Here is a 26,087-nt window from a genome sequence, read left to right as displayed (position 1 = left end):
TCCGATAACCAGATTGCAGCGATCCTTGAACTACGACACTCCGCCCGGGCTTGAAGTCGCGGCAGGCAGCCAAGGCAAGATCGTCCGGCTCTCGGGCCAGTGGACGGCGCTCGCGCTCGCGCGCGACAAGGCCACCGGCCACGTGATCCCGCTGTTGCACTCGCTGGTCGGTGCTGAGGGCATCCGCCTGTGGGACCTGTCGCGTATCGACCGGATGGACCACGTCGGCGGCCAGGCGTTGTGGCGCGTGTGGGGCCACAAGATGCCCCCGGACACCACGCTCACCGATACGCAACGCGACATATTCGAGCGCATCGCGTTGCTCGACACGGTGCGGGAAAAAGCCGAGCCGCTTGTCAAATTCGACCCGTTCACACGGCTGGGCCTCGCAATCTTCTCGTTCTTCGAACACCTGTACGGCGGATTCGGCATGCTCGGGCAGGTCGTGCTCGATCTCCTCGCGATCCTGCGCAAACCGAAAATCACGCCGTGGACCGAAATCTCAGCAAACATTTATAACGCCGGCACCAAGGCGCTGCCGATCACCGCGCTGGTCGCGTTCCTGATCGGCATCGTGCTGAGCTATCTGTCGGCGCAGCAACTGCGGCTTTTTGGCGCGAATCAGTACATCGTCAATATTCTCGGGTTGTCGGTGATTCGCGAACTGGGGCCGGTGCTGTCGGCGATTCTGGTGGCGGGGCGCTCGGGCTCGGCGATTACCGCGCAGATCGGTGTGATGCGCGTTACCGAAGAACTCGATGCCATGCGTGTGATGGGCATCCCGCACGGGTTGCGGCTGATCCTGCCGCGGGTGATCGCGCTAGGCGTGGCCATGCCGCTCCTCGTGATGTGGACCAACATCATCGCGTTGACCGGCGGCGCGCTTGCCGCCAAGATCGTGCTCGGCATCGACATGAGTTACTTCGCGCGCGCATTGCCCGGCGTCGTGCCGGTTGCGAATCTGTGGATCGGCCTCGGCAAGGGCGTCGCGTTCGGCATGCTGATCGCGATCGTTGGCTGTCACTTCGGTTTCCGTATCAAGGCCAATTCGCAAAGCCTCGGCGAAGGCACGACGACCTCGGTGGTGACGTCGATCACCATCGTGATTCTCGCGGACGCGGTGTTCGCGATCCTCTTCCAGAACGTGGGGCTCGGATGATCGCGCCGCTCACTCAGGCCGTACGCGGCCAACCGATGCCCGAGATTGCGGAGCCGGTAATCGAGGTCATCGACATCACCAAGCGCTACGGTCGCAACATCGTGCATCAGCATCTGAATTTTGATGTGCGGCGCGGCGAGATCGTCTCGATCGTCGGCGGATCGGGCTCGGGCAAGACCACGCTGGTGCGGCAGATTCTCGGGTTGGAGCGGCCGTCGTCGGGAACCATCAAGCTGTTTGGTGAGGACATTGCCACCATTTCGCCCGAAACCGCGCTGCTCATGCGCAGCCGCTCCGGGATGCTGTTTCAGCGCGGCGCGCTGTTCTCGTCGCTTTCGGTATTCGACAACGTCGCTCAGCCGTTGCGCGAACTCGGCAAGGTGCCCGAAGACCTGCTGCGCGACATCGTGATGCTCAAGCTCGAGATGGTCGGCCTGCCGTGCAAGCACGCGTCGAAAATGCCGTCCGCGCTCTCGGGTGGGATGATCAAGCGCGTGGGTATTGCGCGCGCTATCGCGCTCGAGCCAGAGTTGCTATTTCTCGACGAACCGACCGCCGGCCTCGATCCGCAGGCGTCCGACGAATTCGTCGAGCTGATCTCCGCGCTCCATCGCGCGCTTGGGCTGACGGTGGTGATGGTCACGCACGATCTCGACACGATGATCGCGCTGTCCACCCGCGTCGCCGTGCTGGCGGATCGCAAGGTGCTGGTCGCCGCGCCGGTCGAAGAGGCGGCGGGCGTCGATCATCCTTTTATCCGCGAATATTTCCTCGGCCTGCGCGGGCGTCGCGCGCTGCAGGCGCTGCCGCCGGAACGCCGCGCGAAACTGCCGCGCGCGGCGCTCGAGTCGGCATCGTCCGAATTGCCGCTGTGAACCAGGGAACCTGACAATGGAAAACAAATCACACGCCTTCTGGGCAGGGCTTTTCACAGTGGCCTTGCTGGCTGCAATCGCCGTGGCGGCTTTTTTGTTCAACGTCGACCGTTCCGTGCGCGTGCCGTACGATCTGATTGCGCGTACCAACGTCACGGGGCTTTATACCGACGCGGCGGTGCGCTATCGCGGGCTCGACGTCGGCAAGGTGCAGTCGATCAAATTCGATCGGGATCATCCGGGACAAATTCTGATCCGCATCCTTGTCGACACGCACGCGCCGATCACGCACTCCACGTTCGGCAGCCTGGGTTTCCAGGGCGTGACGGGTATCGCCTTCATCCAGTTGGATGACAATGGGCGCGATCCGACGCCGCTCGCGTCGTCGCCGAAAGATGTGGCGCAATTGCCGATGCGTCCGGGCTTGCTCGATCAGTTGCAGCAGCGCGGCGACATTTTGTTGCGCAAACTCGAAAGAGTCACCGACGACGTCGACAATCTGTTATCGCCGGAAATGGTCAGCCAGTTGCATGGCACGGCGGCGAGCATTCAGAAGGCCGCCGACGGCGTCGCCACACTGACCCAGCAGATGGCGCCGGTTACCGGCAAGCTGCCCGCCACGATCAACCAGCTGGATCGCACGCTGGCGTCGACCAATCAGTTGATCACCAGTCTGAACCGCCCGGACGGGCCGTTCGAGACGAACCTGAACAAGGTCGGGACGGCGGCGCAGCAAGCGGGTGACGCGCTGGTGTCAATGGATAGTTCGATCCAGGAATTGTCGGCGCGTGTCGGCTACGACACGTTGCCACGCGTTAATTCGCTCGCCGAAGACGTGCGCTCGGCAGCCCGTTCGGTGGACCGTGCTGCCGACACGTTCAGCACCAATCCGCGCAGCGTACTGTTCGGCGCGCCGAGCGCGGCACCGGGCCCTGGCGAGGCTGGCTTCTCGTGGCCTGCCGCCCGTGCTGCTGCGGCCGCTGCCAAATGAATTGAAGGTTTGAAGAAAGGAAGATTGTCATGTCACGCTTGACTCACCGATTGTTGTCCTCGAGCACCGCGCTTGCGATGCTGCTCGCGTTCGGCGTGCTGGCTGCGGGATGCGCAGGCAACCCCGCAGCGATTTCGGACATCCGCTACGACTTCGGGCCGCCGAGCCAGGCGGCCTCGGCCGGCACGCAGCCGGCGGTGAAGGTGCTCGATGTCAGCGCGCCCGACACCCTCGAGTCCGACAAACTGATTTACCGACTCAGCTACGCCGACGCGCAACAGACCGCGTCGTACGCGAATAGCCACTGGACCATGGCGCCGTCGCAGTTGCTGACGCAGCGGTTGCGCAGCGCGCTCAGTTCGCACGGCACCGTGCTGACAGGTGCGGACGGTGTACGCGCTCCGGTGCTGAAGGTCGATCTGAGCGAGTTCGAACAGGTTTTCGATAGCCAGTCGGAAAGCCACGCTGCGGTCACTGCGCGCGCCACGCTGACACAAAACGGCAAGGTGATCGGCCAGCGCACATTCATCGCGCGCGCGCCGTCGAGTTCCCCGGACGCCGCCGGCGGTGCGCAGGCGCTCGCCGCCGCCAGCGACGACCTCGTCTCGCAGCTCAGCGCGTGGCTCGGCGTGCAGGCGCTGGTCGCCGCGCAATGAGCGGGCTGCAGCGCACGCAACGGAGCGCTGCATGAGCGTTAAACCCTGGCAGCGCCGTCCTTCGGCGCTCGCCCGGCAGGCACTGGCGCTGTATGCCGCGCTGATCGTCTATGGCTCGTGGTATCCGTTTTCCGGCTGGCGTTCGCTCGGCCTTGCTCCGTTTGCCTACCTGTCCGATCCCATGCCGCAGTACCTGACGGCGTTCGACGTCGTCACCAACGTGCTCGGCTATATGCCGCTCGGCGCGCTGGTGGTGCTCGCGGTGTATCCGCGCTGGCGCGGCACGCTGGCTGTCGCGTTGGCGTTCGTGCTCGGTGGCTTGCTGTCGGGCGTGATGGAAGCGGTGCAAACCTATCTGCCGACGCGCGTTGCCTCCAACCTCGACCTCGCCGCGAATGCGCTCGGCGCGCTGCTGGGCGCGGCGATCATGTCGCCGGCCACCGGCGCGTTGCTCGATCGCGGCTTGCTGCGGCGTTTGCGGCTTCTCTGGTTTGAGCGCGACACGGCGGCACTCGTGTGTCTTGTCGCCTCGTGGCCGTTCGCGACGATGTACCCGGCGCCACGCCTGTTCGGTCTCGGCAACTGGCCACGCGAGCTGTGGCTGCGTTTCGATTCGACGACGCAAGATGCGTTGCTCGCATGGGCGCCGGCAGGCTGGCACGTCGGCGCGTGGCCGACGCTGGTTGCCGCCTGGCTGCCGGACGACGCCTGGGAAGCCGTCATTACCACGCTCAACCTGTTCGCCGCACTTGTGCTGGCCTCGTTACCGGTGCGCCGCCATGCGCCGCTCGTGCGCCTGTTAATCGTGTTTATCGTCACGACCTTGTGCGTCAAGGCGGGCGCGACGTTTCTGCAATCGCAATCCGGTCTTGCGTTCGACTGGGCGACGCCCGGCGCGCTGGCAGGGCTCGTGTGCGGTACCGTCGCGGCACTGCTGACGCTGCGCTTGCGGCGCAGGTCGCGCGCGGCGCTTGCGGCCTGTGCGCTCACGGTCGCGCTGGTGTTCGTCAATCTGTTGCCGGTCAATCCGTATTTCGATGCCGTGCTGGCCGACTGGCGCCAGGGCCGGTATCTGCACTTCAACGGTCTCGCTCACTGGATCGCGTGGATCTGGCCGTATGCGGCGCTGGTGTGGCTCGCCTATCTCGTCGAACAGGTGTGGCTCAAACGGCGCGTGAAGCACGCATGACGCGGGGGCGACGCAGCCTGCAGCCCCGCTCGCTATAATCGTCCGCACAACAGGCGCGCCGCGGTGCTTCCAGCGCCATTCCCCACTCTCACAGCTTCGTCCCCGGACATCATGGACTCCTTCTACAAGTACCACGTCTTCTTCTGTCTCAATCAGCGCGAACCCGGCGCGGAGCGCCCGAGTTGCGCCAATTGCAATGCGCAGGAGATGCAGGAACACGCGAAAAAGCGTGTGAAGAAGCTCGGCCTCGCCGGCCCCGGCCAGGTGCGTATCAACAAGGCCGGCTGCCTGGATCGTTGCGAACTCGGCCCAACGCTGGTCGTGTATCCGGAAGGCGTCTGGTACACGTACGTCGATGAGAGCGACATCGATGAAATTGTCGATTCGCACCTTGTGAACGGCAAGATCGTCGAGCGTCTGAAAATCGATCAATAAGCTTCGCCATGAACGTACATACACAGAAATATCTGATCGACGGCCCGGTCGGCAAGATCGAGGTCGCGCTGGATCTGCCCGACGACATGCGCGAAAACGGCGCCGCGCCGCGCGGCATCGCGCTGGTCGCGCACCCGCATCCGCTGTTCGGCGGCACGATGGACAACAAGGTTGCGCAGACGCTCGCGCGCACGCTTGTGCAGTTGAACTACGTGACGTACCGCTCGAATTTCCGGGGTGTCGGCGAAACGCAAGGTGAGCATGACGCAGGCATCGGCGAGCGCGATGATCTGCGCGCCGTGCTCGATCACATGCGCGCGCAGGCAGGGCAGGGCGATCTGCCCCTCGTCCTGGCGGGTTTTTCGTTCGGCACTTTTGTGTTGTCGCACGTGGCCGCGAAGCTGCGCGAAGAAGGTCAGGCGATCGAGCGGATCGTGTTCGTCGGCACCGCGGCGAGCCGTTGGGAAGTCGCCCCCGTGCCGGAAAACACGCTCGTGATTCACGGTGAAACCGATGAGACCGTTCCCATTCAGTCGGTTTACGACTGGGCGCGGCCGCAGGAATTGCCGGTCGTCGTGATTCCGGGGGCAGAGCATTTTCTGCATCGCAAACTGCACGTCCTGAAGCGAATCATCGCCGACGCGTGGCGTTAAAGGGTACACCCCGGGGCACATGCGAGGCACGCGCGGGACACCCCGCGCGTGTTTTCCGGGGTACAGGTACGTGCAAACGCAAATTAATCGCCGCCCTTTGATCAAAGATACCAGGATAGCGCGCGTATAATGAGCGCTCTTTTTTGGGCGCAGCACATCGCCCACCCGGCAGTTCGCGCGACGCGTAGCTTCTCTGCGCGCGCAGCGGTGCTGGATGAGAGGCGTGCTGCGCGAACCGATCGCGTAGCCGGAAGTCCAATGGGCGCCGTGCCGTTTTTTACGGCCTGACGCTCGCCGACCGGCTCCTCCAAACTATGCGCCCTGCGCGCGATGTATTTTTCCGCACGAATCGACCCTATGCGTTTCTCCACCTCCGGCCGCACGTCATTCCCGTCAGTTTCTTCTTTCGTTCCCCCTACGCTTAGCCGTGCCGTGACCCTCGGCATCGTGCTGCCGGCAACGCTCGTTGCGAGCACGGCGTTCGCGCAAGTGCCGCCGCCCGCGGTGAATGCGCGCTCGTGGGTGCTCGTCGATGCAACCAGCAATCAGGTGCTCGCATCGGGCAATGCCGACGAACGCGTCGAACCGGCCTCGCTAACCAAGCTGATGACCGCGTACCTCGTCTTCGAAGCACTGCAGACGAAGAAGATCACGATGGACCAGACGGTGATGCCGAGCGAAGCCGTGCGCCGTGTGAAAACCGACGAATCGCGTATGTTTATCGAAGCGAACAAGCCGGTGACCGTGCACGATCTGGTGTACGGCATGATCGTCCAGTCGGGCAACGACGCGGCGATCGCGCTGGCCGAACTGGTGGGCGGCAGCGAAGCGCAGTTCGTCAACATGATGAACACCGAAGCGCAGCGCCTCGGCATGAAACATACGCATTTCGCCGACGTGAACGGCATGCCCGACCCGCAGCACTACACCACGGCGGGCGACCTCGCGGTGCTGTCGGCCCGTCTGATTCGTGACTTCCCCGACTACTACAACATCTTCTCGGTCAAGGAATTCACGTACAACAAGATCAAGCAGCCGAACCGCAATCGTCTGCTGTGGATCGATCCGACGGTGGACGGTCTGAAGACCGGTCACACGCAAGCCGCTGGTTATTGCCTGATCGCGAGTGCGAAGCGTTCGCTGCCGGGCACGACCGACGGGTCGCGCCGCCTCGTCTCGGTGATGATGGGCGAGACCAAGGAACACGACCGCGTGCAGGACAGCCTGAAGATGCTGAACTACGGCTACACCGCGTATGACACGGTGCGCCTGTACAAGGCGAATCAGGTGGTGGGCACGCCGCGCGTCTACAAGGGTGCGCAGGACACCGTGCAGATCGGTGTGAAGAGCGATCAGTACATCACCGTGCCGAAGGGCATGGGCGACAAGGCAAAGCCGCAGATCGAACAGATCGATCCGCTGATCGCACCGATCGCGAACGGTCAGCAGGTCGGCACGGCGAAGCTCGTGGCAGACGGCAAGGTGCTGGCGCAATTCCCGATCGTCGCGTTGCAAGCCGTGCCGCAAGCCGGCGTGGTCGGCCGCGTGTGGGATTCGCTGATGCTGATGTTCAACAAGAAGAAATAAGAGTCCGATTGCGATGACTGCTGTTTCCGATGTTTCGCTCGACCCAATCGTTTATCTGAACGGCGAGCTGGTGCCCTTGTCCGAAGCGCGCGTGCCGGTTCTCGATCGCGGCTTCATTTTCGGCGACGGTATCTACGAAGTCGCGCCGTTGTACGCGCACGCGGGCGGCCGTACGGCGTTTCGCTTCAGGCATCATCTGGCGCGCCTCGGGCGTTCGCTGGACAAGATCGGCATTGTTAATCCGTTCGACGCCGCCGGCTGGCGCGAGCTGATCGAGCGCGTAGTCGCGGCCAATGAAGCGGACGCTAGCCTACGCGCCGATCAGGACGCGATTGCCTACGTTCAGATCACACGGGGCGTCGCAAAGCGCGCCCATGCGTTCCCGGCTGGCATCCAGCCGACTGTGTTCGTGATGGTCACGCCACTGAACCTGCCGGACGCGGCACAGCGCGCCCAGGGAGTGCGCTGTGTCACCGCTGAAGACCGTCGCTGGCTCAATTGCGACATCAAATCGGTGTCGCTGCTCGGCAATGTTCTGATGGCTCAGTACGCGGCCGAAAACGACGCGTTCGAGACGATCCAGTTTCGCGACGGCATGCTGACCGAAGGTTCGTCTTCGAATATCTGGATGGCGAAGGACGGCGTGTTGTACGCGCCGCCGCGCAGCCACAAGATTCTCGAAGGGATTCGCTACAGTCTGATCGAGGAGCTCACGAGCGAGTGCGGCATTCGCTTCGAAGCGTGCGAGATCGCCGAAGCTGAGTTGCGTGCCGCTGACGAAATTCTGGTCAGTTCCGCCACCAAGGAAGTGCTGCCGGTCACGCAACTCGATGGTCAGCCGGTTGGCGGCGGCAAGCCGGGCGCGGTGTTTGCGGCGTTGTACGCGGCCTATCAGCGTGCCAAGACCAAGGAAGCGCAAGAAGCGCAGCAAGGAGTAGGGAATGAGCCCCGAGAAAGAATCATTGCTTGAGTTTCCGTGTGACTTTCCCATCAAGATCATGGGCAAGTCGCATCCCGAGTTCGCCGAGACGATTGTCACGGTGGTTCGGCAGTTTGATAACGAAGTCGACCCTGCTCGCGTGGAAACGCGGCCGTCCAGCGGCGGCAATTACACCGGTTTGACGGTCACGGTGCGCGCCACGAGCCAGGCGCAGCTCGACGATATCTATCGCGCGCTCACCGGGCATCCAATGGTGAAGGTCGTGCTTTAAAGCACTGTCCGAACGGGCGTCGACCTTGACTTTGGCGCCCGCACTGCAAGCCGTTCCAACGATGCCTCGTATTACGGCGTGACGCGCAAGGCGTCCGTCGCCAGATCAGGGCTTGCGGCAGGTCCCGCCTCGCAAACCCGCTCGAAAAGCTGTTTGAACCGTCCCACTTCTTCGAATACCCAAGCGCGGAACGCTTTGACGCGCGCGGTCTCCAGCATCTGCGGCGGGCAGATGAAGTAGTACTGCCACGGGCTCGGCCCATCCACATCGAATAGCCGAACAAGGCGCCCCGCGGCGATCTCGTGCATTGCCAGCGAACGGCGCGTGAGCGCAATCCCCTGACCGTCGATGGCCGCCTGCAGCAGATTCGACGAATCCTGATATAGCACGCCGCGCTTCGGTTCTTGCCAATCGGTGAGCCCGGCGGCGTCGAACCACGGGCGCCAGAGCTCGTCATCCGAACGCAGCAGCGGGACCTTGGCCAGATCGGCCGGCGTTTGCGGCAGCTTGCCGCCGTTGAAATTCGGCGCGCAGGCCGGAAAGAAGATCTCCTCCAGCAGCAACTCCGCGTGCAGCCCCGAATATTTGCCGTAGCCGAAGCGGACCGCTACGTCGACGTCGTCGCGCGCGAAGTCGGTCAAGGCATTGGTGGACAGCAGTTCGAGGTCCCACTGGGGATGCGCCTCGATAAAACTGCCGATGCGCGGCGTTACCCAGCGCGCCGCAAACGAGGAGAGCATGGAAACGACAAGGCGCCGCTCGCGGTCTCCGGCGCGGATTTCGACGGTGGCATCGGCAAGCGCCATCAATGCCGTGCGCACGCGCGTCGCATAGCGGCGGCCCGTGTCCGTGAGCCGCACGCGCTTGCCGTCGCGGGCGAACAGCGTGACGCCCAGTTCGGCTTCCAGCGCGCGAATCTGGTGGCTGACGGCGCCGTGCGTGACGAATAGCTCGTCCGCCGCGCGCGAGAAGCTTTCGTGGCGGGCTGCGGCTTCGAACGCCTTGACGGCGTTCAGCGAAGGTAATTGCCGGAGGTTCATCGCAATATTTCTCACATAGAGATGAAAATAGATCGTTTTGCGTAAACCCTTGCTACGCCTAGGATTGTAGTCATGAAACGAATTTTGGCGAGGGCATCATGCGAGAAATTTCCTCTAGTATCGCTTTTGAAATCCGCAACGGCGAAACCATTCCTATGAAGGTGGCACGCAGCACCAAGCTGGTCGTGCACGGCGGCGCGGTGTGGGTCACGCGCAGCGATGATACGGACGACTACTGGCTGCAGCCCGGTCATACGCTGCGGCTGCGGCGTGGCGAACGGTTGTGGTTGAGCGCCGAAGGCAGCACGCAGGCGAAAGTCGCGTTTTCGGTGCCGACGCGCTGCGATGAACGTGCGCTGAACTGGTTCGCGCGGGTCACAGAACGGCTGGCGGCCCGCATGCGTGGGGGCTGGCGCACGGTTTGAGCGCGGGCGGCGCTGCTTCCTGACGCAGCCAGTTCCGGCGGGGATTCCCAGATTTCGGTAAACTGTCAGGATCATGTGCGCCACCCCGGTTTCCCCGTCTCCATTGCCCGCTACGGCGCCGCTTACGCTGCGCTGGCTCGGCAACGAACCTTACCAGGCCAGTTTCGAAGCGATGCGCGCGTTCACCGACGAGCGCACCGCCGACACACCCGACGAAATCTGGCTGGTCGAACATCCCCCCGTATTCACGCTCGGCCAGGCCGGCGACCCGGCGCATCTATTGGCTGCCGACAGCGGCATTCCGCTTGTCAAGGTCGATAGGGGTGGACAGATCACATATCACGGACCCGGACAGGTGGTTGCCTACCTGCTGCTGGACCTGCGCCGCCGCAAGCTGATGGTGCGCGAGATGGTCACGCGGATCGAGCAGGCCGTGATCGATACCCTCGCGGCGTATAATCTCGGCGGGGAACGCAAGGCGGGCGCCCCTGGTATCTACGTGACGCCCGGGCCGGACGGCGGGTTGCATGCCGGTGCCAAGATCGCCGCGCTGGGTCTGAAAATCCGAAATGGCTGCAGCTATCACGGCGTGAGCCTGAATGTGAACATGGACTTGCGGCCGTTTCTGGCCATCAACCCATGTGGCTACGCGGGGCTCGAAACAGTCGATATGGCAACGCTGGGCATTGCCGCAGGCTGGGACGACGTGGCCCGTACCTTTGCAGCACGCCTCACCGCAAACCTCGACGGCAGTCCCGCGGCCGTCGCCCAACCGCAGGCCGGTGCTCTCACCGCCTGACTGGACCGAACAAATGACTGACGTTACCGCGAACCTCGCAGCTTCTCCTGTTGCTGATGCCGTGCCGGCTACCGCCGCTGCCTACGACGCCACCGCGAAGCAGAAAGCGCAAGCCAAGACCGCCCGTATTCCCATCAAGATCATTCCGATCGAAAAGCTGAAGAAGCCGGACTGGATTCGCGTCAAAGCGGCCACCGGCAATTCGCGCTTCTCCGAAATCAAGCAGATTCTGCGTGAGCACAACCTGCACACGGTGTGCGAAGAAGCAAGCTGCCCGAACATTGGCGAATGCTTCGGCAAGGGCACCGCGACGTTCATGATCATGGGCGACAAGTGCACGCGCCGCTGTCCGTTTTGTGACGTCGGCCACGGCCGTCCCGATCCGCTCGATGTGGATGAACCGGGCAACCTGGCTCGCACCATTGCCGCGCTGAAGCTGAAGTATGTGGTGATCACAAGCGTCGACCGTGACGATTTGCGCGACGGTGGCGCTGCTCACTTCGTGGAATGTATCCGTCAGACGCGCGCGCTGTCGCCGGAAACGCGTATTGAAATTCTGACGCCGGACTTCCGCGGCCGTCTGGATCGCGCGCTCGGTATTCTGAATGCCGCACCGCCCGATGTGATGAACCACAACCTCGAAACGGTGCCGCGTCTGTACAAGGAAGCGCGCCCGGGTTCGGACTACGCGCATTCGCTGAAGCTGCTGAAGGACTTCAAGGCGCTGCATCCGGACGTCGCGACCAAGTCAGGCCTGATGGTCGGTCTTGGCGAAACCGAAGAAGAAATCCTGCAAGTGATGCGCGATCTGCGTGAGCACGATGTGGATATGCTGACGATCGGCCAGTATCTGCAACCGTCGGAGCACCATTTGCCGGTGCGCTCGTATGTGCATCCGGACACGTTCAAGATGTACGAAGAAGAAGCGTACAAGATGGGCTTCACGCACGCAGCGGTAGGCGCGATGGTTCGCTCGAGCTACCACGCCGATTTGCAGGCGCATGGAGCGGGGGTGGTCTGAACAGTTCAGTGTGTTGTCAGTTTGAAAATGCAAAGCCCGCACGTGTTGCGGGCTTTGTTTTTTGGGTGTGGGAGTGGGTGGTTCAGCAGCGCTGCCCGGCAATCTGCCGGCGTTGCCTGGCCGTAACAACGCGCGAGCAGACTGCAGGTAATGGACATCACTCCGCCGAACGGCCAGCTTGCGCTAAGGCATCCCTCGCCGTCATCATTCGCTAGAACCCGCCCACAGCCCGCTGCAACAGTCACACCGATCCAACTCAACGTGAAAAGCAATGCTCGAACAGTGTAATTAGCAATCGCGGATTAGTTGGAACCGCCCCCGGACAAACTCCCTATAGTCGAAAGCCTCCCAGACAACACACACTAAAGGGGCTTCTCGATGAACCGCTTCCTTCGCCCGCTCGCCGCGGTTGCTACGCTGCTCGCGCTGTCCGCGCCGTTTTCTTCCGCTGCACACGCCGACACCAAAGAAGTCGTGATCGCGTATCAGGACATGGTCGTGCCGTGGCGCTATGCGCAGGCAACCGGCGAAGTGGAAAAAGCCACCGGGTACAAGGTCATCTATCGCAAGCTCGGCAGCGGCGCCGACGTGATTCGCGCGCTGGCTTCCGGCTCGGTGCAACTCGGCGAAGCAGGGTCGAGCCCGATCGCCGCCGGGCTGTCGCAAGGCGTCGATATTTCGCTGTTCTGGATTCTGGACAACATCAACGACGCCGAAGCGCTGGTCGCGCGCGACGGTTCGAATGTCACCGGTGTCGCTGGTCTGAAGGGCAAGAAGATTGGCGTGCCGTTCGTGTCGACCTCGCACTTTCACACACTGGTCGCGCTGCAGAACGCCGGCGTGAATTCGTCCGATGTGAAGATCGTGAATCTTCGTCCGCCTGAGATCGCGGCAGCGTGGGAACGCGGCGACATCGACGCGACTTACATCTGGGACCCTGTTCTGGCGAAGGTGAAGAAAAACGGCAAGGTGCTGATCACGTCGGGTCAGGTTGCACAGCAAACCGGCAAGGCGACTTTCGACGGCTTTGTCGTCGACCGCAAGTTCGCTAGCCAGAACGCGGAGTTCGTGGCGCGTTTCGTGAAGGTGCTGGCCGCGACCGACGCGAGCTACCGCGATCACACGTCGGCATGGACCGCGACGTCGCCGCAGGTCGAGGCGGTTGCGAAGGAATCTGGCGCCACCGCACAGGACGTGCCGGCGAGCCTCGCGCTGTATGCGTTCCCGACGCCGGCCCAGCAGGCATCGAGTGCATGGCTTGGCGGCGGTGCGCAATCTGGCGCGGCTAAATCGCTGGCCGCGACCGCCGCGTTCCTGAAGACGCAAGGCACGATTCAGAACGTACTGGCCGATTACTCGACCGGCGTCGATCCGCAGTTCGTGCAGCGTGCGACGCATTGACCTTTGAGCATGGTTATCCATCAGCATCATGAGGCACGGCGATGAGCGGTCTTGAGATACGGGGGCTGCATGTCGCCTACGAAGGCGCACGCGGCGCGGCGGCGCACATCGCACTCGCTGACGTCGATCTGCGCATTGAACCGGGCGAATTCGTCGTCGCGCTGGGTGCGTCGGGCTGTGGCAAGACAACCTTGTTGAACTGCATAGCTGGCTTCATTCAGCCGACAGAAGGCGAGGTGCGTCTGAACGGTGAGCCCGTGTCGGGGCCCGGCGCGGACCGCGGCGTCGTGTTCCAGAAATATGCGCTGATGCCCTGGCTCGACGTGCTCGGCAACGTCGCCCTTGGCTTGCGTTTTCAGCGTGTGCCGAAGGCGCAGCGTGAGCGTATCGCGCTGGAGATGCTGGCGTTGGTTGGGCTCGAAAAGCATGCGCGCTCGCGGGTCTATGCGCTGTCGGGCGGCATGCAGCAGCGCGTGGGCATTGCACGCGCGCTGGCAAGCGATCCGCAAGTGTTGCTGATGGACGAGCCGATGGGTGCGCTCGACGCGATGACGCGCGAGTCGATGCAGGAACTCGTGCTGGACGTCTGGGGGCGCACACGCAAGACCGTGTTCTTCATTACGCACAGCGTCGAGGAAGCATTGTTTCTGGCGACCCGCCTCGTCGTGATGACGCCGGGGCCGGGCCGTATCGCCGAGAGCTACGATCTGCCGTTCGCGCGGCGCTTTCTTGAGACTCGCGATGCACGCGAGGTCAAGTCGTCGCCGGAATTCATCGAGTGGCGAGAACGGCTGGTGCGCCTTCTGCACAAACGCACTGAGCGGAATCAGGAAGAGGTGCTGTCGTGACGGCTTCGCGTGAATCTTTGAGCAACGTGCCACTGACGCAGACAAGCGAGCCGCCGCGACGTAAAGCGCGGCCGGTACGCGGCTGGCGCTTGCCGGGCGAAGGTCCGACCGCGGCGCTGAGCGCGGTCTCGGTAACAACGCTCGCGGCGTTGTGGTGGTTCGCCACGCATCTGCACTGGTTGCCTCCGCTATTTCTGCCGACGCCCGAAGCCGTTTGGGCCGCGTTTCTGGACGCCTGGCACGGACGCATTCAAGGCGGTTTGCCGCTCTCCGAGCATCTCGCATGGAGTGCACTCCGCGTGTTCGGCGCGTTCGCGCTGGCCGCGGTCACTGCTGTGCCGGTCGGGATCCTGATGGGCGTGAGCCGCGTTGTACGCGGCTTGCTCGATCCGCCGCTGGAGTTTTACCGGCCGTTGCCGCCGCTCGCGTATCTGCCGCTGGTGGTGATCTGGTTCGGTATCGACGAGACGGCGAAAATCGTCGTGATCTACCTCGCCTGTTTCGCACCGATTGCGATGGCGGCGCGTGCCGGCGTGCGCAGCGCGACCATCGAGCAGATTCATGCGGCGTATTCGCTGGGTGGCCGCTTCGCGCAGATCGTGCGCTTTGTGGTTCTGCCGGCGGCGCTGCCTGAGATCCTGACGGGTCTGCGGATTGCAATCGGCTTTGGCTGGACCACCCTGGTTGCCGCCGAGATGGTCGCGGCCACCGCCGGCCTCGGTCAGATGGTGCTCAACGCGTCGAGCTTTCTGCGTACCGATGTGGTGGTGATGGGCATCGTGCTGATCGGACTGATCGCGTGGTTGTTCGATCTTGGCATGCGTGCGCTGGAACGGCGGTTGGTGCCGTGGAAGGGGCGTGTGTAGTTAGTGCGGTCCAGACGGCACCGGTCGCAAGCGACCAGGAAACGCCTCTGATGCCAACGGCAATTGGAAGCCGCCTTCCGCCTTCCGTCAGACACTCAGGCACTCAGGCACTCAGGCACGTCGCAGCCAGCCTTCAACGAAACAATTCAATCACCGGCCAGCCACGTTCCGTGGCGATGGCGCGTAGACGCGGGTCGGGATTGGTCGCGACCGGGTGCGTGACACGCTCGAGCAAAGGCACGTCGTTGATCGAATCGCTATAGAACCAGCTCTGTGGAAAATCCTGTAGACGATGGCCGAGCGAAGCCAGCCAGTCCTCGGTGCGTGTGATCTTGCCTTCGCGGAAAGTCGGCACGCCGACGGCGTTTCCGGTAAAGCGCGCCAAAGGATCGCCGCCTTCGGTGCCGAGATCGATGCCCAGCAGATGGTCGAAGCCGAGCGCCTTACCGATCGGCTTCGTAATGAACACATTGGTGGCCGTGACGATGCAGCATAGATCGCCTGCTTCGACATGACGTTGCACGAGTTCGCACGCGGCCGGCAGGATGGCCGGCGCAATCACATCCTCCATGAATTGCGCATGCCACGCGTCGAGCTGCTCGCGCGAATGACGAGCCAGCGGCGCCAATGTGTAGTTCAGATAGGCGGTCATGTCGAGCGTGCCGGCCACATACTGCCGGTAGTAATCGTCGATTTCTTCCGCGTGCTGCGCAGCGCCTTCTATGCCCAATCCGGCAATAAAGTGAGCCCATGCCTGATCGCTGTCGAGCGGCAGCAGCGTATGGTCCAGGTCGAACAGCGCAAGGTTGCGGCTCATCCAGAGTCCTCGTGATGTCGTGATGAAGTGGGCAAGCTAAGTGATCGGGCGAGTCGCGCGTCGGACGATGACCGGCACATAGCAACATGGCAATTCACAGTGTGGCACGAGCGTATATTTAAAAGCACAAAATTACAATAAGGCAAAAATGTGCAACACTACTGTCATAAACGCCCCGGGTGCCCGTTCGCGCGGCATGCGGTTCGGGTCATGGCAGCAGGAACGGATGCGCAGTGCCTTATGTTGATTCTCCTTAACCTTCTGGCTGGTGTGGCGCTCCTCGTGTGGGGATCGCACATCGTACGTACCGGCATCCTGCGCGTGCTCGGCGCCGATCTGCGCAGCGTCCTCGGGCGCAGCACCAGTAGTCGCTGGCGTGCCTTTCTCGCGGGCGTTGGCGTCACGAGCCTCGTGCAGAGCAGCAACGCCACGGCGGTGATCGTCACGTCGTTCGCTGCACAGGGTCTCCTGCCGCTCACCAGCGGCCTCGCGATCATGCTTGGCGCCGACGTCGGCACCGCGCTGATGGCACGGTTGCTCACACTCGATCTATCGTGGCTGTCGCCGATCCTGATTCTGGTCGGGGTGCCGCTCTTTCTGTCGCGCAAGCAAACGCGTCTGGGCCAGGTTGGCCGCACGCTGATCGGACTGGGCCTGATCCTGTTGGCGCTGCACCTGATCGTCGAAGCCGCTCAGCCGATGACGCAAGGCGCCGGCGTGCGCGTCATGTTCGGTGCGCTGACCGGCGATACGATGCTCGACGCGTTGGTCGGCGCGGCATTTGCGGTGCTGTCCTATTCGAGTCTCGCGGCAGTCCTGCTGACCGCCACGCTCGCCTCGTCCGGTGTGATCTCACTGAAGGTGGCGCTGTGTCTCGTGATCGGCGCGAACCTCGGCAGCGGCTTGCTGGCGCTGATGGGCACGCTCGCGCAAAACACGGCGGCGCGGCGTCTGGCCATGGGCAGTCTGGCGTTCAAGCTGGCCGGCGCATTGCTGATCCTGCCGTTCGCGCCGCTGCTTGCACGCGGGCTGCCGGTGCTCATCGCGAATCCTCGCGAAGCGGTGGTTGGCTTCCATGTGATCTACAACACACTGCGTTGCTGCGCCTGCCTTTCGCTGGTCGATCCGATGGCGCGCATCTGCTCGCGGGTGTTGCCGGATCGGCCACAGCCCAACGGTGAACTGCGGCCGCTGCATCTGGACGCCGCCGCGCTTCCCACGCCTACGCTCGCACTCGCGCACGCTGCCCGCGAGGTGCTGCGCATTGGTGACATCGTGCGCACCATGCTCAATAACGTCGCGGACCTGATACATCAGAACAGTCTCGAGAAGGCGCGCGAAACGATCCGTATGGACGACGACGTGGACGAACTGTATGCGGCGGTCAAAACCTATCTGACACTGATCTCGCGCGAGCAGCTCGACGAGGCCGATAGCCGCCGCTGGACCGACATCATCTCGTTGACGATCAACCTGGAGCACGCAGGCGACATCATCGAGCGGATCGTCCGCGATATCGAGGAAAAGAAGATCGCGCACCGGCTGTCGTTTTCGGAGGAAGGGCTGGGCGAACTGGACGATCTGCAGGCGCGGCTCGTCAGCAATCTGCAGCTTGGCCTCTCGGTGTTTCTGAATAACGATCTGCGTTGCGCCGAGCAACTGCTGGCGGAGAAGGAGCGCTTTCGCGATCTCGAGCGGGCGTATTCATATAAACACCTGGACCGGCTCGCCGGGCAAACCGTGCGCAGCATCGAGACCAGCGCGTTGCATCTGGATCTGATCAGCGACATGAAGCGGCTCAATTCACTGTTCTGTTCGACGGCCTATCCGGTGCTCGACGCAGCCGGCGCGCTGCACGATACGCGCTTGCGCAAGCGCGTGCTCGACACGATACACGTGAAGGAATAAACAGGCCGTCGTTGTGGGCCGCAACCGTCGCTTGTAGGTGCCAGCTGCGCCCTTGCATGCGACCGCTCGCTCGGCGCGCTTTCAGCGCGCTCGCGAAGCCCCGACCATACCGGCGCCCTACGCCAGAACGATCTCTTCCAGCTTCTTTTTGAGCGATGCAAAGTCGGCGGCTTCGGCCGCTTTTTTGTTGGTGACGAGCACATCGATCCGGTCGACCGGACAGTACGAGATCCGGCTGCGCTGTCCGATCTTGCTGTAGTCGGCGAGGATCACCACGCGGTCTGCGTTGGCGACCATGGCGCGTGCCACTTCGGTTTCAGCGTGATCGTAATTGGTCGCGCCATGCCGGTGGTCGATGCCGACCGGCGAGAGTAGCGCCATGTCCGCACGATAGCGCTGGATGTCGAGCACGGTGGTGGCGCCTGTCGTCGCCATTGCGCGATCGCTGATCGAGCCGCCAAGCAGGATCACTTCGTTGGCGGCTTCCGTTTGATCCACAGCGCCCCGCATTTTCAGCGCGACGTCGATGGAGTTGGTGACGATCGTCAGGTTCGCCAGTTTCGCCAGCTCTTCAGCGAGTGCCGCAGTCGTAGTGCCCGCGTCGATGAAAAGTGTCTGGCCGCTCGCAATCAAACCAATGGCCGCTTTGGCAATCGCCGTTTTGGATTTGACGCGCATGTGGGCACGCTCGGCGATGGGTGCCTCGTCGGCGGGTTTGATCGCGCCGCCATGCACGCGCCGCAATTCACCGAGCGCTTCCAGGTCGAGCAGATCGCGCCGCACGGTTTCGCGCGACACCCCGAGGTCCGCCATGATCCGTTCGGTCGACACGCGTTGAAGCGTCGACAGCAAGGCGCGAATTCTCTGATGACGGTCTTCCTGCCACATGCATTTTTCCTTGGATGCGAACGCGCGTTCACAGGGCTTGTTTTTAATGACGCCATCGTGGACATGAATCTGTGTCCGGACGATGTCAAGCGTACTACTTTAGCCGAATTGTGTTGTATTTTTTTGGCAGCTTGCAAGTTTGTGTATTTCATCTTAGCCTTCGCAGATCGAAGCGCGGCGCCCTTTTCGAACATCAAATGTTCGAAAAGGAATTGAAATGTCTCATTTCGAGCATTTTGCGGCGTTTTTTGGCAATTTGACTGACCCATGTCGTTGCCATAATGGATCTTGGGATTTGCTGCCCCATCAATTAGCTGCTGCACACGACGCTGCCTGGAAGTGACACGGTTCGGCATCCTGACAATAGGACTGCAGCGCTCGTCGCGAGTCGGATGGTGCGCGGCATTGGCCGTGTGGCTGGCTACCGCAACGCGCGCATTGGCGCGATACTACGCGCGGGGCTCACGCGTAAAGGCTGCAAGGCACAGTGGTCGTATGGCGGCAGTGGCAGCCGGGAACGTGTCGAGAGCATATTTAACCCGCTCTATCTGGAAGGTAACGAGACGTGGGAAACGGGATTGATCACACCTTATCCGCAGACTGGCCCTATCCGAGGCTGATTGCGCATCGCTGTGGCGGCACGATGGCGCCGGAAAACACGCTGGCCGGTTTCGACGCGTGCGTGCGCTACGGCTACCGTATGGTCGAATTCGACGCCAAGCTCTCCGCTGACAACCAGCTCTTTCTGTTGCACGACGACACGCTGGAACGCACGACCAACGGCCATGGCGCCGCTGCTGAACACACGTGGGAACAACTGGCCGCGCTCGACGCCGGCGCGTGGTTTGGGCCGCAGTTCGACGGCACGCGCCTGCCCACGCTCGCCGAAGCCGCCGGGCGTTGTGCGCGGGATGGCATTGCCGCCAACATCGAAATCAAGCCGTGCCCCGGTCGCGATGAGATCACTGGACGTCTGGTCTCAAGCGGTGCACTGACTTTGTGGCAAGGGCAGACGCCGCCGCTTCTGTCATCGTTTTCGTTCGAGGCGCTCGCGGCAGCGCGTGACGCGACCCCCTCACTGCAGCGCGGCATGCTGTTCGAAGAGGTCCCGGCCGACTGGTTGCGCATCGTGCGGGAACTGGATTGCGTGTCGTTGCACGCGAGCCACCGGTATCTGACTGAACCGCTGGTCGCCGAGATTAAGGCAGCCGGATTGCGCGTACTCGCCTACACGGTGAATGACCCGGCGCGCGCGCAGTTGCTTGCGCAGTGGGGCGTCGACATGATTTGTACAGATCGCATCGATAGACTGGAGCACGACATGTTTTCGGCGCGGGCGAACCCAGACTGAGCATGACGCGGGTGCGAGCTTGCACAGGCGTGCGCCCATAGAGCTGGAAACTAGAAATTTTCCAAACGTAGCAATTTCGGCAGAGGATGGGGAAGACTATGAAGCGCACCGCGTTAGCTCGTTTACTTTCGATGTCGGCCGCTGCGGGTGTTGCCGCAGCCGGCGTGAGCAGCGCTTCGGCCGCGCCGCTCGACGCACTGGTTGCCGCCGCCAAGCAGGAAGGTCAACTCACCGTGATCGCGTTGCCGCACGACTGGTGCAACTACGGTCAACTGGTGGCCGGCTTTCAGAAGAAATACGGCATCAAGATCAATGAACTGAATCCGGATGCGGGTTCGGGCGACGAAGTCGAAGCCATTAAGGCGAACAAAGGCAACAAGGGCCCGCAAGCGCCTGACGTGATCGACGTGGGTCTGTCGTTCGGTCCGACCGCGAAAGCCGAAGGTTTGCTGCAGCCGTACAAGGTCGCTTCGTGGAACTCGATTCCGAAAGAGTCGAAAGATGCCGACGGCTATTGGTACGGCGATTACTACGGCGTGCTGTCGTTTGAAGTGAACGCCGACATGATCGACAAGGCGCCCTCCGACTGGAGCGATCTGCTCAAGTCACACTATAAGAATGCTGTTTCGCTGGCCGGCGACCCACGTACGGCTAATCAGGCGATCCAGGCTGTGTTCGCCGCGGGCCTGTCGCAAAGCAAGGGCGATGTGAGCAAGGCCGACAAGGCCGGACTTAAGTATTTCGCCGACCTGAACAAGAACGGCAACTTCGTGCCGGTGATCGGCAAGGCCGCGTCGCTCGCGCAAGGCACCACGCCGATCGTTGTGCGTTGGGACTACAACGCGCTGGCCGACCGCGACACGCTGAAGGGCAATCCGAAGGTGCAGGTGGTGATTCCGAAGACGGGCGTGGTCGCCGGTGTGTATGTTCAGGCGATCAGCGCCTTCGCACCGCATCCGAATGCCGCCAAGCTGTGGATGGAATACCTGTACTCGGATGAAGGCCAGATCGGCTGGCTGACCGGCTATTGCCATCCGATGCGCTACAACGAACTGGTGGCGGCGAAAAAGGTGCCGCAGGCTCTGCTGGATAAGCTGCCGCCGCCGTCGTCCTACAAGAATGTGGTGTTCCCGACGCTGTCCCAACAGGATGCCTACAAGGACACCATCACGAAGCACTGGGACGAAGCGGTCGGCGCGAACGTCAAGTAATCGTCTCGGCGCAAGCGGTTGCGGCGGCAGCGGAGCAGCGATCAATCGCATGCTGCACACGCTGCCGTTGCTAACCGCAATATGCAGATTCAAAGCTGACGCGTCGCTTGAAGAGAGCGGCGCGTCAGGCGTTAGCCAGAAAGCCCCAAGGGTGAGCTATGAGCGCTTCATCGGATGCTGGAGCGGTGCAGCCGGAATTGCTGGTTCCGCCTGTGCCCACGCCAACGCCTCGCGTCGACGGTCCGGGCCGCGCGTCGCAGTTCCTCGCCTGGATCGGCGTGGTGCCATTTTTTACCTTCGCGCTATTGTTCCTGATTCTGCCAACCGGCTTTCTGATGGTCGGCGCATTTCAGGATCCGCAAGGTCACTTCACACTCGGCAACTTTCGCGACCTGCTTCAGCCTACGGTGATGGATGCCTACTGGATCAGCTTCAAGGTAAGCGCCGCTTCCGCGCTCGGCGGTGCGTTGATCGGCTCGCTGCTCGCATGGGCAGCGGTGCAAGGCAAATTGCCCGGCTGGATTCGTCCTACCTTGATGACGTTCTCCGGGGTCGCTTCCAATTTTGCCGGCGTGCCGCTCGCGTTCGCCTTCATCTGTACGCTGGGACGCGTCGGTCTGGTGACCGTATTGCTGAAGAAGTACCTCGGCCTCAATCTGTACTCGACGGGCTTCAGCGTTCTGAGCTTCTCCGGCTTGACGCTGACTTACCTGTACTTCCAGATTCCTTTGATGGTGCTGATCGTCACGCCCGCGCTCGACGGCCTGAAGCGCGAATGGCGTGAGGCCTGCGACTGCCTCGGCGGCACGGCTTTCCAATATTGGCGCCACGTCGCGCTGCCGGTGTTGTGGCCGAGCGTGCTTGGCGCGACGCTGCTGCTGTTCGCCAACTCTTTCGGTGCGGTCGCCACGGCTTATGCGCTGACCGGCAGTTCGCTAAACATCGTCACGATCCTGCTGTATGCGCAGATTCGCGGCGACGTGATGCACAACCAGAACCTTGGGTACGCACTCGCGCTCGGCATGGTGCTTGTGACCGGGCTGTCGAACGGCGGCTACATCTGGTTGCGTTCACGCGCCGAAAGGGGCCGTCGATGAAAAGCCAGTCGCGTGTGGGCGCGTGGACCGCAATGATTGTCGGGTCGCTGTACTTTCTGATTCCGTTGCTCGCTACCTTCGAATTCAGCCTGCGCATGAAGCGCGGGGTCTACAGCTTCGAAGCGTATAGCGTCGTGCTGAGCGATCCGCGTTTTCAGGCTTCATTTGGTTATTCGATCCTGATGGCGGTGCTGACGATTATCGTCGGTGTGCTGCTCGTGGTGCCGACCGCGTACTACGTGCAGTTGCGCCTGCCGAAGCTGCGGCCGGTCGTCGAATTCATCACGCTGTTGCCGCTGGTGGTCCCGGCGATCGTGATCGTGTTCGGCTATCTGCGTATCTATAACAGCAGCTCGATTCTGCCCCTCACCGGCAACGAACGCGCGACTGACCTGTTGTTGGTGTTCGGTTACGTGACGCTCTCGCTGCCGTATATGTATCGCGCGGTCGACGCAGGTTTGCGCGCGGTCGACGTGCGCTCGCTGACCGAAGCCGCCGAATGTCTCGGGGCGAACTGGCCGACGATCCTGTTCAAGGTGATCTTCCCGAATATCCGCTCGGGCATTCTGTCCGGTGCGTTTCTCACCTTTGCAGTGGTGATCGGCGAGTTCACGCTGGCGAGTTTGCTCGACCGGCCCGCATTCGGCCCGTATCTGCAATTGATCGGCGCAAACCGCGCGTATGAACCGTCGGCGCTTGCGATCATCGCGTTCGTGATCACATGGGCGTCGATGGGTTTGATTCAGGTATTCGGCTCGGCACGCGCGCTTAGCGGCCAGAAAATTTGACGGACTCATTTGACGGACTGAGGCAGCGAATCATGGCATTCCTTGAGATCGAAAATCTGCATAAGTCCTTCGGGGCGAACACGGCGCTGCATCACTTCGACATGAAGATCGAACGCGGCGAATTCATCACGTTCCTTGGGCCGTCGGGTTGCGGCAAGACCACGGTGCTGCGCATGATCGCCGGCTTCGAAACACCGACGCGCGGCATTATCCGGCTGGACAACAAAGACGTGACGCACCTTCGGACCCGGCAACGCAAGGTCGGGATGGTGTTTCAGTCGTATGCGCTGTTTCCGAACATGACGGTGGCCGATAACATCGGCTTCGGACTGAAGATCACGCATCGTCCGCAGGCGGAGATCAAGAAGCGCGTCGAGGAGATGTTGCAACTGATCAAGCTGCCACATCTCGGCGAGCGTTATCCCTGGCAATTGTCGGGTGGTCAGCAGCAGCGCGTGGCGTTGGCGCGCGCGTTGGCCGGCAAGCCGCAGGTGCTGTTGCTTGACGAGCCGCTCTCCGCGCTCGACGCGAAGATTCGCATTTCGTTGCGGCAAGACATTCGCGCGTTGCAGCGCGAGTTGGGTATCACGTCGATTTTCGTGACGCATGATCAGGAAGAGGCGCTGTCGATTTCGGACCGTATTGTGGTGATGAACGAGGGGCGCGTCGAGCAGATCGGTTCGCCTTCGGAGATCTACAACTATCCGCGCACGCGTTTTGTCGCATCGTTTGTCGGCACGCTGAACATTCTGGCGGGGCACGTGATCGACCCGAAGACCGGCAAGATGGCCGTCGACGGCCAGGAGCTGACCACCACGCAGGAACTTCCGGCAGATGACGCGGGCAAGAAACGCATGCTCGCGTTGCGCCCCGAAGCCATTGTCCTGGAGCCGGCCGCGCCGGGTCGCAACACGCTGAACGCAACCGTCGAAGAAGTGAATTTCCTTGGCGCGGTGGTACGCATCAGAACGCGCGTGAAGGATGCGGTCATTTCACTCGATGTGTTCAACGACCCGAACCGCGGTTTGCCCGAACGGGGACAGCCGGTATCGCTCGGCTTCTCGCACGAGAATTTGCTGGTACTGGAAGAGGGTGGGCCATAGAAGCCGAACAGCCGCGCTACGCGTGAGCGATAGCACCGCGTACCGGCTGAGCAGTTTCGGCTGAACCAGGCGAAAGCCGCAGCCCCAAAGGCTCTCCGGGTTTTCCCGGACTTATTGCCTCGACGGATTCCGGATTCCCCGACACCCTTTGTCCGGATTTCCGGAATCCCGGACGAGGCATGCTGTGGCATCCCAAAAAAGCTATAAAAATCAAAGCGCTCTGCCCGTCATCAAGCTGGCATCGACCTTGCAATTTAGATAACGCGGCCGCAACGGTCCGACAACTAAAGCAAGGAGACAACGATGTCTGATTTCCCTTCCCGGTATTTCTGAATTCGTCGTCTTGTCGCGGCCTGATGCCGTGCACAGGTGTGACGAGTATTCGTTCGCATGATGCGCAGCGTGGCAGGCCTTGAGCTCACCCATATCGCAGGAAACATCGTGAAGAAACCTATCCACAAAGTGCTGTACGTCCAGGTGATCGTGGCGATCATCATCGGCATCGCGCTCGGCCATTATTCGCCGGACTTCGCCGTTGACATGAAGCCGCTCGGCGACGGCTTCATCAAGCTGATCAAGATGGTGATCGGGCCGATCATCTTCTGCACGGTGGTGACGGGTATCGCCGGTATGGAAGACATGAAGAAGGTTGGGCGCGTCGGCGGTAAGGCGCTGCTGTACTTCGAAATTGTCTCGAGCTTCGCGCTGGTGCTCGGCCTGATCGCCACGCACGTGCTGAAGCCCGGTGTCGGCTTCAATATCGACCCGGCCACGCTCGACGGCAAGGCTGTCGCGTCGTATGCCGCGAAGGCGCACGGCCAGACCACGGTCGACTTCCTGATGCACATCATCCCGGACACGCTCGTGTCGGCATTCGCACAGGGTGAGATCCTGCAGATCCTGCTGATCGCGTTGCTGTTCGGCGCGGTGCTGGCCACGGCCGGTGAGAAGGGCAAGGTCGTCACGAACTTTATCGACGGACTCTCGCATGTGTTGTTCGGCATCGTGCGCATCATCACGAAGCTGGCGCCGATCGGCGCGTTCGGCGCGATGGCGTTCACGATCGGCAAGTACGGCATCGGCTCGCTGCTGCCGATGCTCAAGCTGATCGGCACGTTCTATCTGACGTCGATCGTGTTCGTGGTGGTCGTGCTCGGCATCATCGCGCGTGCGGTGGGCTTCAACATCCTGCGCTTCGTCGCGTACATCAAGGAAGAGATGCTGATCGTGCTGGGCACGAGCTCCTCGGAGGCGGCGTTGCCGCAACTGATGCTGAAGCTCGAAAAGCTCGGCTGCTCCCGCTCGGTGGTGGGTCTCGTCGTACCGACTGGTTACTCGTTCAACCTCGATGGCACCAACATCTACATGACGATGGCCGTGCTGTTCATCGCGCAAGCCACCAACACCGACCTCACGTGGACGCAGCAGCTCACGCTGCTGGCGGTGACGATGCTGACGTCGAAGGGGGCGAGCGGTGTGACGGGTGCAGGCTTCATCACGCTGGCCGCAACGCTCGCCGTGGTGCCGACCATCCCGCTGTCGGGCATGGTGCTGATTCTCGGTATCGACCGTTTCATGAGCGAATGCCGCGCGCTGACGAACATCGTCGGCAACGGTGTGGCGACGGTGGTCGTATCGGCATGGGAAAAGGAACTGGACCGCAACAAGCTGAACGCCGCGTTGCGGGGTGAGGTGGCGGTCAAAGAGCCGGCTGGGGTTTAAGCCGGACCTGCCACACGACTCCGATCACGGCCGCGGACGCCCACGT

General features: G+C 62.2%; 26 protein-coding genes. 23 read left to right on the top strand and 3 right to left on the bottom strand.

Features of this window, described 5'->3' with window-relative positions; all coding sequences use genetic code 11:
• The first annotated feature begins 25 nt into the window (after positions 1 to 25).
• The 10 genes from PQQ52_RS18780 (at position 26) to PQQ52_RS18735 (ending at position 8,756) form a co-directional block, all read left to right on the top strand.
• The gene (locus PQQ52_RS18780; protein WP_408214264.1) at positions 26 to 1,159 is read left to right on the top strand and encodes an MlaE family ABC transporter permease; all 1,134 of its coding nucleotides are present in this window, start codon (positions 26 to 28) and stop codon (positions 1,157 to 1,159) included.
• On the top strand, positions 1,156 to 2,034 hold the full coding sequence (locus tag PQQ52_RS18775) for an ABC transporter ATP-binding protein (protein ID WP_408214261.1): 879 nt from the start codon (positions 1,156 to 1,158) through the stop codon (positions 2,032 to 2,034). The genes PQQ52_RS18780 and PQQ52_RS18775 overlap by 4 nt, the downstream gene beginning before the upstream one ends.
• 16 nt (positions 2,035 to 2,050) lie before the next feature.
• On the top strand, positions 2,051 to 3,025 hold the full coding sequence (locus PQQ52_RS18770; RefSeq protein WP_408214258.1) for an MlaD family protein: 975 nt from the start codon (positions 2,051 to 2,053) through the stop codon (positions 3,023 to 3,025).
• Positions 3,026 to 3,054: 29 nt separating this feature from the next.
• Positions 3,055 to 3,681: an ABC-type transport auxiliary lipoprotein family protein gene (locus tag PQQ52_RS18765; RefSeq protein WP_408214255.1), complete on the top strand. Its 627-nt coding sequence runs from the start codon at positions 3,055 to 3,057 to the stop codon at positions 3,679 to 3,681.
• 31 nt (positions 3,682 to 3,712) lie between these two features.
• A complete protein-coding gene (locus PQQ52_RS18760) occupies positions 3,713 to 4,870 on the top strand; it encodes a VanZ family protein (protein ID WP_408214252.1) in 1,158 nt (385 codons plus the stop codon).
• A 111-nt stretch (positions 4,871 to 4,981) separates the two neighbouring features.
• Positions 4,982 to 5,305, top strand: coding sequence for a (2Fe-2S) ferredoxin domain-containing protein (locus PQQ52_RS18755; RefSeq protein ID WP_007179515.1), 324 nt, complete (start codon positions 4,982 to 4,984; stop codon positions 5,303 to 5,305).
• 8 nt (positions 5,306 to 5,313) lie between these two features.
• Positions 5,314 to 5,958 (top strand): alpha/beta hydrolase, encoded by a 645-nt coding sequence (locus PQQ52_RS18750; RefSeq protein ID WP_408214249.1) that lies wholly within the window; start codon positions 5,314 to 5,316, stop codon positions 5,956 to 5,958.
• 357 nt (positions 5,959 to 6,315) lie between these two features.
• Entirely contained in the window at positions 6,316 to 7,545 is a 1,230-nt protein-coding gene (locus tag PQQ52_RS18745; RefSeq protein ID WP_408214246.1) for a D-alanyl-D-alanine carboxypeptidase family protein, read from the top strand.
• A gap of 13 nt (positions 7,546 to 7,558) precedes the next feature.
• The gene (locus tag PQQ52_RS18740) at positions 7,559 to 8,515 is read left to right on the top strand and encodes a D-amino acid aminotransferase (RefSeq protein WP_408214244.1); all 957 of its coding nucleotides are present in this window, start codon (positions 7,559 to 7,561) and stop codon (positions 8,513 to 8,515) included.
• Positions 8,487 to 8,756, top strand: coding sequence for a DUF493 family protein (locus PQQ52_RS18735; protein ID WP_325043375.1), 270 nt, complete (start codon positions 8,487 to 8,489; stop codon positions 8,754 to 8,756). Before PQQ52_RS18740 ends, PQQ52_RS18735 begins: the two co-directional genes overlap by 29 nt.
• A gap of 71 nt (positions 8,757 to 8,827) precedes the next feature.
• On the opposite strand, the gene PQQ52_RS18730 is transcribed toward PQQ52_RS18735, so the two are convergent.
• Positions 8,828 to 9,796 (bottom strand): transcriptional regulator GcvA, encoded by a 969-nt coding sequence (locus PQQ52_RS18730; RefSeq protein ID WP_408214239.1) that lies wholly within the window; start codon positions 9,794 to 9,796, stop codon positions 8,828 to 8,830.
• Positions 9,797 to 9,894: 98 nt separating this feature from the next.
• On the opposite strand from PQQ52_RS18730, the gene PQQ52_RS18725 reads away from it, so the two are divergent.
• From PQQ52_RS18725 to PQQ52_RS18700, 6 genes are all read left to right on the top strand, one after another.
• Entirely contained in the window at positions 9,895 to 10,221 is a 327-nt protein-coding gene (locus PQQ52_RS18725; RefSeq protein ID WP_408214237.1) for a DUF2917 domain-containing protein, read from the top strand.
• A gap of 73 nt (positions 10,222 to 10,294) precedes the next feature.
• Positions 10,295 to 11,020, top strand: coding sequence for a lipoyl(octanoyl) transferase LipB (lipB, locus tag PQQ52_RS18720; RefSeq protein ID WP_408214234.1), 726 nt, complete (start codon positions 10,295 to 10,297; stop codon positions 11,018 to 11,020).
• Positions 11,021 to 11,033: 13 nt separating this feature from the next.
• On the top strand, positions 11,034 to 12,041 hold the full coding sequence (gene lipA, locus PQQ52_RS18715) for a lipoyl synthase (RefSeq protein ID WP_408214231.1): 1,008 nt from the start codon (positions 11,034 to 11,036) through the stop codon (positions 12,039 to 12,041).
• A 378-nt stretch (positions 12,042 to 12,419) separates the two neighbouring features.
• Entirely contained in the window at positions 12,420 to 13,442 is a 1,023-nt protein-coding gene (gene tauA / locus PQQ52_RS18710; RefSeq protein WP_408214229.1) for a taurine ABC transporter substrate-binding protein, read from the top strand.
• A 41-nt stretch (positions 13,443 to 13,483) separates the two neighbouring features.
• Positions 13,484 to 14,290, top strand: coding sequence for a taurine ABC transporter ATP-binding protein (locus PQQ52_RS18705; protein ID WP_408214227.1), 807 nt, complete (start codon positions 13,484 to 13,486; stop codon positions 14,288 to 14,290).
• Positions 14,287 to 15,156 carry an ABC transporter permease subunit gene (locus tag PQQ52_RS18700; RefSeq protein ID WP_408214224.1) on the top strand — a complete coding sequence of 290 codons (870 nt, stop codon included), beginning with the start codon at positions 14,287 to 14,289 and terminating at the stop codon, positions 15,154 to 15,156. Before PQQ52_RS18705 ends, PQQ52_RS18700 begins: the two co-directional genes overlap by 4 nt.
• 133 nt (positions 15,157 to 15,289) lie before the next feature.
• On the opposite strand, the gene PQQ52_RS18695 is transcribed toward PQQ52_RS18700, so the two are convergent.
• Positions 15,290 to 15,973, bottom strand: a complete 684-nt coding sequence (locus PQQ52_RS18695; protein ID WP_408214221.1) for a histidinol-phosphatase — start codon at positions 15,971 to 15,973, stop codon at positions 15,290 to 15,292.
• A 240-nt stretch (positions 15,974 to 16,213) separates the two neighbouring features.
• On the opposite strand from PQQ52_RS18695, the gene PQQ52_RS18690 reads away from it, so the two are divergent.
• Complete coding sequence (locus PQQ52_RS18690; RefSeq protein WP_408214218.1) at positions 16,214 to 17,881, top strand: Na/Pi cotransporter family protein; 1,668 nt, start codon at positions 16,214 to 16,216, stop codon at positions 17,879 to 17,881.
• A 117-nt stretch (positions 17,882 to 17,998) separates the two neighbouring features.
• Here PQQ52_RS18690 and PQQ52_RS18685 read toward each other — a convergent pair whose 3' ends face one another.
• On the bottom strand, positions 17,999 to 18,769 hold the full coding sequence (locus tag PQQ52_RS18685) for a DeoR/GlpR family DNA-binding transcription regulator (RefSeq protein ID WP_169485360.1): 771 nt from the start codon (positions 18,767 to 18,769) through the stop codon (positions 17,999 to 18,001).
• A 565-nt stretch (positions 18,770 to 19,334) separates the two neighbouring features.
• Here PQQ52_RS18685 and ugpQ point away from each other — a divergent pair.
• The 6 genes from ugpQ (at position 19,335) to PQQ52_RS18655 (ending at position 26,041) form a co-directional block, all read left to right on the top strand.
• Entirely contained in the window at positions 19,335 to 20,120 is a 786-nt protein-coding gene (ugpQ, locus tag PQQ52_RS18680) for a glycerophosphodiester phosphodiesterase (RefSeq protein ID WP_408214215.1), read from the top strand.
• Positions 20,121 to 20,218: 98 nt separating this feature from the next.
• The gene (locus PQQ52_RS18675; RefSeq protein WP_408214212.1) at positions 20,219 to 21,331 is read left to right on the top strand and encodes an ABC transporter substrate-binding protein; all 1,113 of its coding nucleotides are present in this window, start codon (positions 20,219 to 20,221) and stop codon (positions 21,329 to 21,331) included.
• A gap of 158 nt (positions 21,332 to 21,489) precedes the next feature.
• Positions 21,490 to 22,428, top strand: a complete 939-nt coding sequence (locus PQQ52_RS18670; protein WP_408214210.1) for an ABC transporter permease — start codon at positions 21,490 to 21,492, stop codon at positions 22,426 to 22,428.
• Entirely contained in the window at positions 22,425 to 23,216 is a 792-nt protein-coding gene (locus PQQ52_RS18665; protein ID WP_408214207.1) for an ABC transporter permease, read from the top strand. Before PQQ52_RS18670 ends, PQQ52_RS18665 begins: the two co-directional genes overlap by 4 nt.
• Before the next feature lie 32 nt (positions 23,217 to 23,248).
• Positions 23,249 to 24,319, top strand: a complete 1,071-nt coding sequence (locus tag PQQ52_RS18660) for an ABC transporter ATP-binding protein (RefSeq protein ID WP_408214204.1) — start codon at positions 23,249 to 23,251, stop codon at positions 24,317 to 24,319.
• A 441-nt stretch (positions 24,320 to 24,760) separates the two neighbouring features.
• Positions 24,761 to 26,041: a dicarboxylate/amino acid:cation symporter gene (locus tag PQQ52_RS18655; RefSeq protein ID WP_408214201.1), complete on the top strand. Its 1,281-nt coding sequence runs from the start codon at positions 24,761 to 24,763 to the stop codon at positions 26,039 to 26,041.
• The last annotated feature ends 46 nt before the right edge of the window (positions 26,042 to 26,087 follow it).

The sequence above is a fragment of the Paraburkholderia sediminicola genome (genome assembly GCF_046030555.1).
GTDB lineage: Bacteria > Pseudomonadota > Gammaproteobacteria > Burkholderiales > Burkholderiaceae > Paraburkholderia > Paraburkholderia sediminicola_E.
This window is presented reverse-complemented; position numbering and strand designations above follow the sequence as displayed.

Bases quoted from the DNA above. Each gene is read 5' to 3' on its own strand.
- PQQ52_RS18775 (WP_408214261.1), top strand. From the start codon at position 1,156: ATGATCGCGCCGCTCACTCAGGCCGTACGCGGCCAACCGATGCCCGAG.
- PQQ52_RS18770 (WP_408214258.1), top strand. From the start codon at position 2,051: ATGGAAAACAAATCACACGCCTTCTGGGCAGGGCTTTTCACAGTGGCC.
- PQQ52_RS18765 (WP_408214255.1), top strand. From the start codon at position 3,055: ATGTCACGCTTGACTCACCGATTGTTGTCCTCGAGCACCGCGCTTGCG.
- PQQ52_RS18760 (WP_408214252.1), top strand. From the start codon at position 3,713: ATGAGCGTTAAACCCTGGCAGCGCCGTCCTTCGGCGCTCGCCCGGCAG.
- PQQ52_RS18755 (WP_007179515.1), top strand. From the start codon at position 4,982: ATGGACTCCTTCTACAAGTACCACGTCTTCTTCTGTCTCAATCAGCGC.
- PQQ52_RS18750 (WP_408214249.1), top strand. From the start codon at position 5,314: ATGAACGTACATACACAGAAATATCTGATCGACGGCCCGGTCGGCAAG.
- PQQ52_RS18745 (WP_408214246.1), top strand. From the start codon at position 6,316: ATGCGTTTCTCCACCTCCGGCCGCACGTCATTCCCGTCAGTTTCTTCT.
- PQQ52_RS18740 (WP_408214244.1), top strand. From the start codon at position 7,559: ATGACTGCTGTTTCCGATGTTTCGCTCGACCCAATCGTTTATCTGAAC.
- PQQ52_RS18735 (WP_325043375.1), top strand. From the start codon at position 8,487: ATGAGCCCCGAGAAAGAATCATTGCTTGAGTTTCCGTGTGACTTTCCC.
- PQQ52_RS18730 (WP_408214239.1), bottom strand. From the start codon at position 9,796: ATGAACCTCCGGCAATTACCTTCGCTGAACGCCGTCAAGGCGTTCGAA.
- PQQ52_RS18725 (WP_408214237.1), top strand. From the start codon at position 9,895: ATGCGAGAAATTTCCTCTAGTATCGCTTTTGAAATCCGCAACGGCGAA.
- lipB (WP_408214234.1), top strand. From the start codon at position 10,295: ATGTGCGCCACCCCGGTTTCCCCGTCTCCATTGCCCGCTACGGCGCCG.
- lipA (WP_408214231.1), top strand. From the start codon at position 11,034: ATGACTGACGTTACCGCGAACCTCGCAGCTTCTCCTGTTGCTGATGCC.
- tauA (WP_408214229.1), top strand. From the start codon at position 12,420: ATGAACCGCTTCCTTCGCCCGCTCGCCGCGGTTGCTACGCTGCTCGCG.
- PQQ52_RS18705 (WP_408214227.1), top strand. From the start codon at position 13,484: ATGAGCGGTCTTGAGATACGGGGGCTGCATGTCGCCTACGAAGGCGCA.
- PQQ52_RS18695 (WP_408214221.1), bottom strand. From the start codon at position 15,973: ATGAGCCGCAACCTTGCGCTGTTCGACCTGGACCATACGCTGCTGCCG.
- PQQ52_RS18690 (WP_408214218.1), top strand. From the start codon at position 16,214: ATGTTGATTCTCCTTAACCTTCTGGCTGGTGTGGCGCTCCTCGTGTGG.
- PQQ52_RS18685 (WP_169485360.1), bottom strand. From the start codon at position 18,769: ATGTGGCAGGAAGACCGTCATCAGAGAATTCGCGCCTTGCTGTCGACG.
- PQQ52_RS18675 (WP_408214212.1), top strand. From the start codon at position 20,219: ATGAAGCGCACCGCGTTAGCTCGTTTACTTTCGATGTCGGCCGCTGCG.
- PQQ52_RS18670 (WP_408214210.1), top strand. From the start codon at position 21,490: ATGAGCGCTTCATCGGATGCTGGAGCGGTGCAGCCGGAATTGCTGGTT.
- PQQ52_RS18665 (WP_408214207.1), top strand. From the start codon at position 22,425: ATGAAAAGCCAGTCGCGTGTGGGCGCGTGGACCGCAATGATTGTCGGG.
- PQQ52_RS18660 (WP_408214204.1), top strand. From the start codon at position 23,249: ATGGCATTCCTTGAGATCGAAAATCTGCATAAGTCCTTCGGGGCGAAC.